We start from the raw sequence: 12,786 nt of genomic DNA on the forward strand, positions 1-12,786 counted from the left end.
CCTCCTTTCCCTAGCCGAGCAGATGCGCGACATGCTGAAACCACGCGACGAGAGGCGGCGGCAGATAGACGCCCGCGGCAAGCACCAGCGCAAGATGCGCGAAGAGCGGCACGTAGGATGCGCGCACTGGCGCCACGCGTCCCGTCGGCTCTCCGAATGCGATGCTGCCGATCCACATGAAGAGCGCGCCGAGCGCGACGAAGAGGCCGAAGGCGAGCGGGATCGCCAGCAGCGGTTCGCGCGCGAAGGTCGAACTCACGATCAGGAATTCGCTCATGAAAACGCCGAAAGGCGGCAGGCCCGCTATGGCTGCGACGCCGGCGATGAGCCCCCAGCCGAGCAGCGGGTGGGACTCGCTGAGGCCGCGAATATCCGCAAGGCGCTGCGTGCCCTTCACCTGCGCCACATGCCCGACCGCGAAGAAGATCGCGGACTTCGTCAGGCTGTGCATCGTCATGTGCAGCAGCCCGGCGAAATTTGCGAGCGGGCCGCCCATGCCGAAGGCGAATGCGATGATGCCCATATGCTCGATCGACGAATAGGCGAAGAGCCGTTTGATGTCGCGCCGCCGATAGAGCATGAAGGCGGCGAAGATCAGCGAGGCAAGCCCCATGGTCACGAGCAGCGGTCCGGGCGCGAGCGCTTCCGGGTTGCCCGCAAGCAGCATCTTGAAGCGCAGCACGGCATAGAGCGCCACATTGAGCAGAAGCCCCGAAAGAACGGCCGAGATCGGCGTCGGGCCTTCTGCATGCGCATCGGGGAGCCAGGCGTGGAGCGGCACGAGTCCCGCCTTCGTGCCATAGCCGAGCAGCAGGAAGATGAAGGCGACATTGAGAAGCGCCGGATCGAACTTCGCGACATGCTCCATGAGCACGGTCCAGGCCATCGCCTGCGGTCCCTCTCCGATGACGGGCAGCGCCGCCATATAGACGAGGATCGTGCCGAAGAGCGCCAGCGCGATGCCGACGCTGCCCAGGATGAAATATTTCCACGCCGCTTCGAGCGCTTCATGCGTGCGATACATGCCCACCATGAGCACGGTGCTCAGCGTGGCAAGTTCGACCGCGACCCACATGAGGCCGAGATTGTTCGAGACCAGCGCGAGGTTCATGCCGAACATCATGATCTGATAGGTCGCGTGGTAGAAACGCAGATAGGCAGGCGTCAGCCGCCCGGTTTCGAGTTCGTGCCCGATATAGCCCGCGCTGAAGGTGCTGGTCGTGAAGCCGACGAAGGCGTTGAGCACGATGAAGACGATATTGAGATCATCGACGATGAGATAGGCGCCGGGTTCCGGCCGCTCGACGAGGAGCATCGCTGCGGCGGCGAGCGTGAGGAGCGAGGCAAGCGCGTTCAGCGCGGCGGCCGCCCTGTAGCCGGGAATGAGGATGAGAAGCCCGGCGGCAGCGAAGGGAACGATGAGAACCGCCGCGAGTGCATCGAAGGCGAAACCCGTCATCGCTGATCCTCCCTGACCTGATCGAGCGCGCGCACATCGACCGTGTCGAAGCGTTCGCGGATCCGGAAGAGGAAGATACCTATGACGATGAAGGCGATCAGGATGGAGAAGGCGACGCTGATCTCGACGACGAGCGGCATGCCTTTCGCGCCGGCCGCAGCGAGGATGAGACCGTTCTCGAGCGACATGAAGCCGACGATCTGGCTGACGGCATTGCGGCGGCTGACCATCATCAGAAGTCCCAGCAATACGACAGAGAGCGCGAAGGCGATGTCCTCACGCGCCAGCGGATCGGCTTCGGCCGTCACCCTCAGCATCACGGCCATGGAAAGCGCGATGAGCGCCATCGCCGCGAGCATGATCGTGCCGATGCCGATCACCGTTTCGACCTCGCGATGGATGCCGAGGCGAACGATCATGCGGTGCAGGGCGACCGGAATGATGATCGCCTTGAAGACGAGCGCGATGCCTGCGGTGATGTAGAGCTGCGAGGCGTGTTGAATGTAGGCCTGCCATGCGACCGAGAGCGCCAGCACGACGGCGTGGAGCGCGAAGACATTGAGCAGCGCGTAGAGGCGATCCTGATAGAGCATCATCACGCTCACCAGCACGAGCCCGCCTGCCAGCATATGCGCGATATCGAAGGTCAGATGTTGCATCTAGAAACTCCCCGACACGAAACGCAGGAGAACAGCGAGCAGGCCCAGCATGAGCGCGGCGCTGAGAAAATTCGGAACCCGGAAGACGCGCATCTTGGCAACCGTCGTCTCGAAGAAGGCGAGCAGCAGCCCCGCCGCGCCGAGCTTGAGCGCATAGATGCCGGCACCGGCGAGATGCGTGGCGAGGCTCGCGCCATCCGGCGTCAGGCCCCAGGGCGTGAAGACGCAGATGATGATCGAAATGTAGAGAAGGAGCTTCAGCATCGCCGCAAGCTCGATCATGGCCAGATGGCGGCCCGAATATTCGAGCACCATCGCTTCATGCACCATGGTGAGTTCGAGATGCGTCGCCGGATTGTCGATGGGTATGCGCGCATTCTCTGCAATGGCCACCATGACGAGGGAAATGGCGGCAAGCCCGAGCGAGACGCGCAGCCCCACCTCAGGCGACAGCATGAAGCCCGCTATGGTCGAGAGTTGCGACGAGCCCGCGATGAGCGCGATCGTGAAGACGATCATGATCATGGCGGGTTCCGCGAGCGAGGAGATCATCATTTCGCGGCTCGAGCCTATGCCACCGAAGCGCGCTCCGGCGTCGAGCCCCGCCAGCGCGAGCATGAAGCGCGCGCTGCCGAGAAGCGCGATGATGGCGATGAGATCGGCCGACCAGCTGAACATGAGGCCGGTGGCGAATGTCGGCACGAGTGCCGCCGCCACCCAGGTCGCGGCGAAGACGAGATAGGGCGCCACGCGGAAGAGCCATGAGGCATTCTCGGCAAGCACTGCGTCCTTTCGCAGCAGCCGCGCGAGGTCGCGATATGGTTGCAGCACGGAAGGCCCGCGCCTGCGCAGGAGGCGCGCCTTCGCCTTGCGCACGAAGCCGGTGAGGAGTGGCGCGATGAGCAGCACCAGCGCCATCTGCGCCGTCTGGATTGCGAGGTCGGCGATCAGGGCCATGCCGCCACCATGATGAGAAGCAGGATGAGCGCGAAGAAGACGAGGCTGAGATAGCGCCGGATCGTCAGGAACTGGAAGCGGTTGAGATATTCGGCGGTGGACATGACGGCGCCCGCGAGCGGGGCGTAGAGCGTTTCCCATGCCATGTCGCGCAATTCGAGCCTGTATCTCGCGGCGCGGGTGTCGCCGGGCGCGGGCATATCGACGCGCTCGTCGATCCTGTAGGCGAGTGTGCCGAAGATGCGCCGAAGCGGTTGCGAAAATCCGCTCGCCGAATATTGGAGGCGGGGAGAGGCGTCCGGATAGCCGCAATCCCAGCTCGGCGCGCGACGGACCACGCGCGAGGCGAAGCGGTGAATGGCGAGCACTGCGGCCGTAGCCGACATTGCAATGAACGCGAGCACCAGAAGCCCGTTATAGGAGCTGCGGCTCTCCGCGATCGGGACGATGGAGAGCCATGGCTGGACGATCTGGCGCGGCATATGCGTGCCGATGAGCCCTTGTGCGACGGGTGCGAGCGCGTCGATGGCAAGGCCGGGCACGACGCCGAGCAGGAGGCACAGCGCGGCGAGCGCCGCCATCGCCGCCAGCGAGAAGCGATCGGCCTCGCGCGCCATGCTTGCGGCGCCGGATCGTGGCTGGCTCAGGAATGCGATGCCGAAAGCGCGCACATAGCAGGCGGCGGCGAATGCCGCGGCGAGCGCGAGCCCGGCGCCCACCGCGGGCACCATCAGCTTGAGGCCCCATTGCGGCAGCGCCGGGCTCAGCAGGATCGCCTGAAAGGTCATCCATTCCGAGACGAAGCCGTTGAAGGGCGGCAGCGCCGAGATCGCGGCCGAGCCCGCGAGGAAGAAGAGCGCCGTCGCGGGCATGAGGCGAATGAGCCCGCCCAGTTTTTCGATGTCGCGCAGGCCCGTCGCGTTGAGGATCGCGCCCGCGCCGAAGAAGAGCAGGCTCTTGAAGAGCATGTGATTGAGCGCATGCATCAGCGCGGCGGTGAGCGCGAGCGCCGCCGCCGCGTTCATGCCGTTCGCCCGGAAGGCGAGCGCGAGGCCGAGGCCGATGAAGATGATGCCGACATTCTCGACCGTGCTGTAGGCGAGCAGGCGCTTCATGTCGCTCTGCATGAGTGCATAGAGAACGCCTGCGACCGCGGTCACGCCGCCAAGCGCGAGCACCGGAAGCGCCCACCACCATTCGGGAAGGCCGAGCAGATCGAAAACGATGCGGATGAAACCATAGATCGCGACCTTGGTCATCACGCCGCTCATCAGCGCGGAGACATGGCTCGGCGCCGCCGGGTGGGCGAGCGGAAGCCAGACATGCAGCGGCACGAGGCCAGCCTTCGAGCCCGCGCCGAGGAGAAGCAGCATGAGCACCAGCGCGCCCGTGAGCGGCCCGGGCGCGTGCGCGCGCATCTCGGCGAATGTGTAGCCCCCGGCGGGCCCCGCAAGCAGGCCGAAGGCGAGCAGAAGGCAGAAGGTTCCGAAGGCCGCCATCACGAGATAGATGTAGCCCGCGCGCCGGTTCTCCGGTTCTCGGTGATGCGCCATGACGAGCGCCCATGACGACAGCGACATGAACTCCCAGGCGACGAGGAATGTGAAGGCGTCGTCCGCCAGCGCGACGAGGTTCATGCCGGCGAGAAAGGACGCAAAGAACGGCAATATGCGTTGAGGCGCGCTTTCATGCCGTCCATAGCCGATGGCGTAGATGCTCGCGGCGAGCCCGCCGAAGTTGACGATGGCGAGGAAGAAGGCCGACAGCGCATCGACGCGGAAATGCGCGCCAAGCCATGGAAGGCCGAGCGGCAGGGCCGCCGTCATGGGCGCGCCCGTCATTTCCACGCCAGTCATTTCCGCGAGGGCGAGGATGAAACCTGCAAGCGAGACGACCGCGCTCGCGCCATAGATGAGCGGCGAGGCGAGCGGGCGCCGCCCCGTCGCGGCTGCTGCCGCCGAAAGGGCGAAGAAGGCGAGAACGCACCACAAATTCACGATGAGGTACATCGTGCTTCATCCTCGACATGCCCGTAGCAACACTAATCGCGGCCATGGCAGCGTGTGGGATCGGGCGCCCCCCACGCTAGGGCTTTGCAGGTCCGCCTTTGAGGCGCACGCCGCGGCCGCCCTGGTCGCTCACCGCCCCTTCATTGATCAGATCGACGCCCGCGGCATCGAGCGCCGCAACGAGCTTCATCAGCGAGTCGACATTGCCGCGTATCACGTCTTCGCTCGCTTCCATGCGCTGGATCGTGGGTACGGAAAGGCCCGACAGCGCGGCAAGCTTGCGCTGGTCGATCCCGAGCAGGGCGCGCGCTGCGCGCAGTTGCGCTGCGGTAATCATGGCGGCCTTCAGCGGCTGGATGTCGAATTTGATCGAGGATAATCCATGAAGATGGATATTTCAATGGTGTATTATGATGTATAAAACATCAATTTCAGGCTATGCGCTCACGCGATGTGCGGTTGTTCCCGGCGCCCAGCCTTGAATTCATATCACGCATTGCTAATGTATGTGGTGTATCGGACAGGCCGCTTCACGCGGCGACGGAGTTCACATGGCGACGGCCCTGGCGGCGGATATCAAGGATCTCGAGGCAAGCGCGGCGGAAGCGTCGAAGCTCCTGAGCGCGCTCGCCAATGAGCGCCGCCTGCTGATCCTCTGCCAGATCGCGGCCCGCGAAATGTCCGTCGGTGAGATACAGGAACTCATCGGCATCAGCCAGTCGGCGCTCTCCCAGCATCTTGCCGTTTTGCGCGAGCAGGGGCTGGTGGCGACGAGGCGCGAAGCACAGACGATCTTCTATCGCCTCGCGGACCCGGCCGCCCAGCGCATCATCGAAACTCTGGCCGAGATTTATTGCCCGCCCGCGGCGAAGCGGCGTTGATCCTTGTCGATTGCGCGGGCCGGGCGGGCGCGCTTGCGCTTCAGGACCTTTCCGGCGATCTTCGCGCGCTCCGAATTTCAACAATGCGGATCAGATGAGCAGCTTCAACCACCGCATCTGCGTGGCGCCCATGATGGACTGGACCGATCGGCATGACCGGTTCTTCCTGCGGCTCATCACGCGCCATGCGCTGCTCTATACGGAAATGGTGACGACCGGCGCCGTCATTCATGGCGACCGCCAGCACCTTCTCGGCTTCGATCCGGCTGAGCATCCCGTTGCCGTGCAGCTCGGCGGCTCCGAGCCCGGCGAGCTTGCCGAGGCCGCGCGCATCGCCGAAGGCTTCGGCTATGACGAGATCAATCTCAATGTCGGTTGCCCGTCGGATCGCGTGCAGTCCGGCCGCTTCGGCGCCTGCCTCATGCGCGAGCCGATGCTGGTTGCCGAGTGTGTGGCGTCGATGCGAAAGGCCGTTTCCGTTCCCGTCACGGTCAAGTGCCGCATCGGCGTCGATGAGCAGGACCCGGCCGAGGCCCTGCCGGCGCTTGCCCGCGCCGTGCGCGATGCAGGCTGCGAAACGCTGATCGTCCATGCGCGCAAGGCGTGGCTCGAAGGGCTTTCCCCGCGCGAGAACCGCGACATTCCTCCGCTCGAATATGACCGCGCCTATCGCTTGAAGCGCGACATGCCGGACATGCGGATCGTCATCAATGGCGGCATCGTCTCGCTCGATCAGGCGGCGGCCCATCTCGATCATGTCGATGGCGCGATGCTCGGCCGCGCCGCCTATCAGACGCCTTACGTGCTTGCGGATGCCGACCGCCGCTTCTATGGCGCCGATGCGCCGCCACGAGCGCCCCATGAGGTGCTCGAGGCTTACCTGACTTATGTCGAGGCGGAGCTTGCGAAGGGCACGCATCTTCACGCCATGTCGCGCCACATTCTCGGCCTGTTTCACGGCATGCCCGGCGCACGCGCCTTCCGCCGCCACATCTCGGAGAACGCGCCACGTCCGGGCGCGACGGCGCAGGTCATCCGCGATGCCATGGCGCTTGTCCCGCGCGAGGCCGCCGCCGCGCTCGTCTGACACCAGCTTGTCATCCCCACCGCGCGGCTTCAGATCTTCTGGTCGTAAGCCCCGACTTCCGGGAAGGCCGAGAGCCGCGTGTCGATCTCGGCGAACATGCCCCGCATATTGGCTTCCGATGTCGGGCTTTCCACCACCACCACGAGGCCGGGCTTGTTCGACGAGGCGCGCACCAGCCCCCATGTGCCGTCCTCGGTGACGACGCGGATGCCGTTGACGGTCACGAGATCGCGGATCTTCTGTCCGATGAGCGTTTCGCCATTGGCCTTCATGCCGGTGAAGAGCGCGACCATGCGATCGACGACCTGATATTTCACCTCGTCCGGGCAGAAGGGCGACATGGTGGGCGTGCCCCATGTCTTGGGCAGCGCCTCGCGCAGTTCGGACATCTTCGTGCCGGGGTTGCGGTCCAGCATGTCGCAAATGGCGATGGCCGAGACGAGCCCGTCGTCATATCCCCGGCCGATCGGCGGATTGAAGAAATAATGGCCCGACTTCTCGAAGCCCACCAGCGCGTCGAGTTCATGCGCGCGCCGCTTGATGTAGGAGTGTCCCGTCTTCCAGTAGTCGGTCCTTGCGCCATTGGCGACGAGCACGGGATCGGTGAGGAAAAGTCCGGTCGATTTCACATCTACGACGAATTGCGCATTTGGGTGGCGCGCGGAAAGATCGCGGGCAAGCAGCACGCCCACCTTGTCGGCGAAGATTTCCTCGCCCGTATCGTCCACCACGCCGCAGCGGTCGCCATCGCCATCGAAGGCGAGGCCGACATCAGCGCCTTCCGCGAGCACCTTGTCGCGAAGGGCATGGAGCATTTCCATATCCTCCGGGTTCGGATTATAGCGCGGGAACGTGTAGTCGAGATTGCAATCGAGCGGGATCACCTCCGCGCCGATGCCCTCGAGGACCTTCGGCGCGAAATGGCCGGCCGTGCCATTGCCGCAGGCGGCGACGACGCGCAGCCTGCGCTTGATCTTCGGCCGGTTGGCGAGGTCGGCGATATAGCGCTCGGCCATGTCCGGCACATGGATGTATCTGCCGCCGTCCCGCTCCTTGCCCGCGCCTGAAAGAACGATCTCCTTCAGGCGGCTCATCTCGTCCGGTCCGAAGGTCAGCGGCCGCTGCGCGCCCATCTTTACGCCCGTCCAGCCGTTCTCATTGTGGCTTGCCGTCACCATGGCGACGCCCGGTACGTCGAGGGCGAATTGCGCGAAATAGGCGACGGGTGAAAGCGCAAGCCCGATGTCGTGAACCTCCGCGCCCGCGCGCATGAGGCCGATGATGAGCGCATTCTTGATCGAGGCCGAATAGGAGCGAAAATCGTGACCGACGGCGAGAGCGGGGCGCACGCCCATTTCGTGGATCAGCGTGCCGAGGCCGAGCCCCAGCGCCTGCATCCCCGCAAGGTTGATCTGCTCGGGGAAAAGCCAGCGCGCGTCATATTCGCGGAAGCCCGCGGGCGCGATCAGCGGCTCCACCTCGAATTCGAACGTATTGGGCTTGAGGTCGGCGCGCGGCTTGGGAAGCATCCCTGTCTCCTTGATATCGCAATCGGCTTAGCCCCCTTATAGCGGGTCGGCCGGGTTCGTGGGATGTCGATTGCGGGCGGGGAGGCGCGGGCGGGCTATTCGCGCAGCATGAGCCGGTTGCCCTGAAACTCGTAGCCGCCAAGCTCGTTCAGGAAGCTCATGCCGAGCAGCGACTGGTCGAGCCCGGCGCGGGAGATCGACGCGCGCACATTCCTCACCCGGATTTCGCCTATGGCGATCTCGTCGAGCGTCACCCGCGCCGCCATGATGACGCCGTTCGCGGTCTGGTAGGGCACGCTGTAGGAGAGTTTGGCGAGGTCGAAGCCGAGCCGCTCCGCATCCGGCGCGCTGAGCGCGACGTCCGTCGCGCCCGTATCGACCATGAAGCGCACATGCGTGCCGTTGACCAGCGCATCTGCGCGGAAATGCCCGGATAGATCGCGCGTGAGATAGGCGATGCCCGGCGCCGTGGCGACCGCCGACGTCGGCATGAGTTCGCCGGCCACGCGGCTTCCAAGCGTCCGTCCCAGCCCCATGAAATCGTCGCGATAGCTGTAGGCGACGATGAGCACGAGCGCGATGCCGACCCAGGCGAGCGCCTGTTTCAGCGCCACGCCCGCATTGCCGCGCCAGCCGAGCGCGATGCTGCCGCCGATCAGCGTGAGCCAGGTCAGGCCATAGATGAGGCGCATCTGCGTTCCTTCTTCCTGGAGCGCGCCAGGAAAAAGGCTGTTGAGGAGGAGGAGTAGCGCAACCACCGCAAGGAGGAGCAGCGCCGCCAATGTCCAGCTATTGTGTCTCATGGCAGGAAGCTTAGCCGGGAATCGCTGACCGGGGATAAACGACGTCTGAAAGAACGCGCTTTTCGTCTTGATCGGGCGCGACAGCCCATTATTTACGTGCTAATGTCGGGCTTGAGATTAAATACCAACAGAAATTTGTAATATGAGTGACGGCAAGATCATCGGCCTTGGTGGCGGAGCGGCGCTCGACCCGCAGCTCGCGGCACGCGCGGGTCTGCCCGCTTTTGAACCGGGCTGGGTCTGGCTTGTCGGCGCCGGGCCGGGCGATCCGGGCCTGCTCACTCTCCATGCGCTGAACGCGCTCTCCCAGGCCGATGTCATCGTCTATGACGCGCTGGTCGATGAGAGTGTGCTCGGTTTCGCAAGCCGCCATGCGAAGCTCGAATATTCCGGCAAGCGCGGCGGCAAGCCGAGTCCGAAGCAGCGCGATATTTCCGCGCGCCTCGTCGAGCTTGCGCGGGCCGGCAAGCGCGTCCTGCGGCTCAAGGGCGGCGACCCGTTCGTCTTCGGCCGCGGCGGCGAGGAGGCGCTGGCGCTGGTCGATGCCGGCGTCCCGTTCCGCATCGTGCCCGGCGTCACCGCCGGCATTGGCGGCCTCGGCTATGCGGGAATTCCCGTCACCCATCGCGACGTGAACCACGCCGTCACCTTTGTCACCGGCCATATGGCGGGCGGCGCCGTGCCGGAAAATCTCGACTGGCCCTCCATCGCGCGCGGCTCGCCCGTTATCGTTCTCTATATGGCGCTGTCGCATCTTTCCAGTATCGCCAGCCTCCTGATCGAGAATGGTCGGCATGCGGACGAACCCGTCGCGCTCGTCCACAATGCGACGCTCGAGAGCCAGCAGGTTCTGGAAACGACGCTCGGGCAGGCGGCCGCCGATGTCGAGCGGACAGGCTTCAAGGCGCCCGCCATCATCGTCATCGGCGAGGTCGTGCGCCTGCGCGAAGGGCTCGACTGGCTCGGCGCGCTCGAAGGCCGCGTCCTGAAGCGCGATCCGCTGGAAACGCGCAGCCAGCGCGACGCGGGCTGAAGCGGGCTTCGGGCCCTCTCCTTGCTCTTTGCCGTCCCGCCGCCTAAAGAGGGGCTTCCCCCAATCAATAAAGGCGGCCCCATGACCCTGATTGTAAAGGACAGCAACGGCAATCAATTGCATGACGGCGACAGCGTCATGGTCATCAAGGATCTGAAGGTAAAGGGAACCTCGGTGACGCTGAAGCGCGGCACTGTCATCAAGAACATTCGTCTGACCGGCGATGAGGGCCTCATCGAGTGCAATGCCGAGAAGGTCAAGGGCCTCGTCCTCAAGACCGAGTTTCTGAAGAAGGCATGAGGCCATCGCACTCCCGGTTTCCCGCAAAGCGTGATCCGCGCTAACTTCGCCGCGAGCCAGCGATGGCAGGCCAGCGACGGAGGGCCAGCGAGGGAGGGAAGGGCGGATGGCCGAAGTGAAGAGCGATGCGCTTGCCGGCCGTCGCAGCCAGTTTCTCGCAATCGCCACGCTGCTGGCGAATGCATATCTCTTCGCCTTCGGTCTCGATGGCGGGATTTCGACGCTCGACGAGGCGCTGAAGGGACTCTGGCAGATCGGCGCGCTCTCCGCGATCCGCGAGGCAGTGGCGATCGCCGTCCTGTTTGCGGCCGTACCGATGTTGCTGCTGCTCGTCTTTGTGCCGCATCTGCCGAAGCGGGTCTTTCTTCCGCCGCTCGTCTTCGTGCTCTGGGCGGGGCTTGGCGCACCGCCTTTCGCCTTCAGGCAGGGCACGCCGCTTGCCAGCTTCCTGCTTTGCGCAAGCCAGCTCGCAGTTTTCCTGTTCGCCACCGCGCTGGTGAAGCGGCGGACGGGGCGCTGGCATCTCGCCGTTTCAGATCTGCCGGTGAAGACGCATCTCCTGCGGCGAGTGCTCCTCGCTGTGGTGGCGACCCTCGCCATCGTCCTGGTCGCGCTGCCGCTTCTCGGCGCGGCCCTGCTTGCGGCAACGGTGGAGCGGCAGACGGATGGCTATATTCGCTTCACGGCAAGGGGCATCGAGGCGGGCGAAACTGTGCTCGAGAAAGAGGGCAGGACCGTGCGGCTCGTCGGCATGATCCATATCGGCGAGCGTGCCTTCTATGAAAATCTCTTTGCGGGTATTCCGCCGCGCGCGCTGGTCCTCGTCGAAGGCGTGTCCGACGAGCAGGGGCGGCTGAAGGGCGAGTTCTCCTATCGCCGCCTTGCTCGCGCGCTCGGTCTTGAGGAGCAGGTGGAAGTGCAATCCGCCTGGATGAGCGGCGGCGCGGCAGGGCAGGCAGTACAGGCAGGGCAGGCGGGGAAAATGGCGAGCGCGGCCGCCGCGCCGGTCCCGAGCGGCGGGCAGCGCCCCGTCATCATGCGGGCAGATGTCGATGTGTCCGATCTCTCCGATCCGACGATCAGCTTTCTCCGCGAGGTCGGCGCGATCTATGGCAGCCACTCGCTGCTGGAGGCATTCCGCCGCCTCGATGCGATGAGCAAGCGCTTCTCCGAGAAGGACCTTTCGACCGTCTATGCCGATCTCATCGACAGGCGCAACGCGGCGCTGATCGCGGTCTTCGACCGGGAGGCGCAAGGCCATGACGTGATCGTCATTCCGTGGGGCGCGGAGCACATGCCCGGCATCGAGAAGGCGCTGCGCGAGCGCGGCTACGAGGTCCGTTCGCGCCGCGTGCTCGATGCGGTGCGCTACGCTTCGCTTTTCTAGCGCCGCTCTCCTACTTCGGAAAAAGCGGGAGATAAGGCTCTGCTTCCTCGAGCACACGGGCATAGGAGGGGCGCGCGAGCAGGCGGTCGAAATATTGGGCGACCTTCCGATGCGCCTTGCCGATGGGTAGAACCTTGCTGGCGTAGAAGAGCGCGGGCGCGGCGGCGCAATCGGCCATGCTGAAGCCGTCGCCCATGATCCAGACCTTCGTGCCGATCTCGCTCTCGATCATGTCATAGGCGGTGGCAAGAAGCTTTCGCGCCTCCTCGACGCCATAGGGATCGTGCATGCCTTCCGGGCGCAGCCGGTCGGTGACGATCTTCTGCATCGGCACGTTCACATAGAGATCGAAAAAGCGGTCCCGCATCCGCACCTGCCGCGCGAGGTCGGCGTCGGTCGGCACGAGTTCCTCCTTGCCCGGATAATGCTGCGCCAGATACTCGATGATGATGCTCGATTCCGGTACCGTCCGCCCTCTCTTGTGGTCGCGCAGAACCGGAAACTTGCCGACGGGCCAGAGATCGGTGAGTTCCGCGCGCGACGCCGGATCGCCGAGGTCGATCATGTGCGGCGTGAAGGGCGTGTCGTTCTCGTAAAGCGCGATGAGTGCCTTCTGGCAGAAGGACGACATCGGATGGAACAAGAGTTCAAGCGACATGGGACCTCTCTTCCTGGCGCATGC

Annotated in this window: 13 protein-coding genes; 5 read left to right on the plus strand and 8 right to left on the minus strand. The window is 64.7% G+C overall.

The features are described from left to right. Nucleotides 1–10 precede the first annotated feature (10 nt). The 5 genes from WBG82_RS15115 to WBG82_RS15135 all read right to left on the minus strand — a co-directional run bounded on the left by WBG82_RS15115 (nucleotide 11) and on the right by WBG82_RS15135 (nucleotide 5,421). Entirely contained in the window at nucleotides 11–1,459 is a 1,449-nt protein-coding gene (locus WBG82_RS15115; RefSeq protein WP_424425623.1) for a hydrogenase 4 subunit F, read from the minus strand. After that, the gene (locus WBG82_RS15120) at nucleotides 1,456–2,118 is read right to left on the minus strand and encodes a hydrogenase-4 component E (RefSeq protein WP_324297969.1); all 663 of its coding nucleotides are present in this window, start codon (nucleotides 2,116–2,118) and stop codon (nucleotides 1,456–1,458) included. The genes WBG82_RS15115 and WBG82_RS15120 overlap by 4 nt, the downstream gene beginning before the upstream one ends. After that, nucleotides 2,119–3,075, minus strand: coding sequence for a respiratory chain complex I subunit 1 family protein (locus tag WBG82_RS15125; RefSeq protein ID WP_424425625.1), 957 nt, complete (start codon nucleotides 3,073–3,075; stop codon nucleotides 2,119–2,121). After that, nucleotides 3,066–5,084 carry a hydrogenase 4 subunit B gene (hyfB, locus tag WBG82_RS15130; RefSeq protein ID WP_424425627.1) on the minus strand — a complete coding sequence of 673 codons (2,019 nt, stop codon included), beginning with the start codon at nucleotides 5,082–5,084 and terminating at the stop codon, nucleotides 3,066–3,068. Before hyfB ends, WBG82_RS15125 begins: the two co-directional genes overlap by 10 nt. A gap of 76 nt (nucleotides 5,085–5,160) precedes the next feature. Then, nucleotides 5,161–5,421: a helix-turn-helix transcriptional regulator gene (locus WBG82_RS15135; protein ID WP_324297964.1), complete on the minus strand. Its 261-nt coding sequence runs from the start codon at nucleotides 5,419–5,421 to the stop codon at nucleotides 5,161–5,163. A 214-nt stretch (nucleotides 5,422–5,635) separates the two neighbouring features. On the opposite strand from WBG82_RS15135, the gene WBG82_RS15140 reads away from it, so the two are divergent. Together WBG82_RS15140 and dusA are read left to right on the plus strand one after the other, a co-directional pair. Continuing rightward, a complete protein-coding gene (locus tag WBG82_RS15140) occupies nucleotides 5,636–5,965 on the plus strand; it encodes an ArsR/SmtB family transcription factor (RefSeq protein WP_424425630.1) in 330 nt (109 codons plus the stop codon). Between the two features lie 94 nt (nucleotides 5,966–6,059). Beyond that, nucleotides 6,060–7,052, plus strand: a complete 993-nt coding sequence (gene dusA / locus WBG82_RS15145; protein WP_424425632.1) for a tRNA dihydrouridine(20/20a) synthase DusA — start codon at nucleotides 6,060–6,062, stop codon at nucleotides 7,050–7,052. 29 nt (nucleotides 7,053–7,081) lie between these two features. On the opposite strand, the gene WBG82_RS15150 is transcribed toward dusA, so the two are convergent. After that, nucleotides 7,082–8,581, minus strand: coding sequence for a phosphomannomutase/phosphoglucomutase (locus tag WBG82_RS15150; RefSeq protein ID WP_424425634.1), 1,500 nt, complete (start codon nucleotides 8,579–8,581; stop codon nucleotides 7,082–7,084). A gap of 95 nt (nucleotides 8,582–8,676) precedes the next feature. Continuing rightward, nucleotides 8,677–9,384 carry a retropepsin-like aspartic protease family protein gene (locus WBG82_RS15155; protein ID WP_424425636.1) on the minus strand — a complete coding sequence of 236 codons (708 nt, stop codon included), beginning with the start codon at nucleotides 9,382–9,384 and terminating at the stop codon, nucleotides 8,677–8,679. Nucleotides 9,385–9,526: 142 nt separating this feature from the next. Here WBG82_RS15155 and cobA point away from each other — a divergent pair, with 142 nt between their 5' ends. The 3 genes from cobA to WBG82_RS15170 all read left to right on the plus strand — a co-directional run bounded on the left by cobA (nucleotide 9,527) and on the right by WBG82_RS15170 (nucleotide 12,104). Then, complete coding sequence (gene cobA, locus WBG82_RS15160; RefSeq protein WP_424425638.1) at nucleotides 9,527–10,417, plus strand: uroporphyrinogen-III C-methyltransferase; 891 nt, start codon at nucleotides 9,527–9,529, stop codon at nucleotides 10,415–10,417. Between the two features lie 81 nt (nucleotides 10,418–10,498). Beyond that, nucleotides 10,499–10,717 carry an alkylphosphonate utilization protein gene (locus WBG82_RS15165; RefSeq protein WP_324297951.1) on the plus strand — a complete coding sequence of 73 codons (219 nt, stop codon included), beginning with the start codon at nucleotides 10,499–10,501 and terminating at the stop codon, nucleotides 10,715–10,717. A 106-nt stretch (nucleotides 10,718–10,823) separates the two neighbouring features. Then, on the plus strand, nucleotides 10,824–12,104 hold the full coding sequence (locus tag WBG82_RS15170) for a hypothetical protein (RefSeq protein WP_424425640.1): 1,281 nt from the start codon (nucleotides 10,824–10,826) through the stop codon (nucleotides 12,102–12,104). Between the two features lie 10 nt (nucleotides 12,105–12,114). On the opposite strand, the gene WBG82_RS15175 is transcribed toward WBG82_RS15170, so the two are convergent. After that, nucleotides 12,115–12,762 (minus strand): glutathione S-transferase family protein, encoded by a 648-nt coding sequence (locus WBG82_RS15175; protein WP_424425642.1) that lies wholly within the window; start codon nucleotides 12,760–12,762, stop codon nucleotides 12,115–12,117. Between the last annotated feature and the right edge of the window lie 24 nt (nucleotides 12,763–12,786).

The sequence above is a fragment of the Parvibaculum sp. genome, assembly GCF_049671045.1.
In the GTDB taxonomy this organism is placed as follows: domain Bacteria; phylum Pseudomonadota; class Alphaproteobacteria; order Parvibaculales; family Parvibaculaceae; genus Parvibaculum.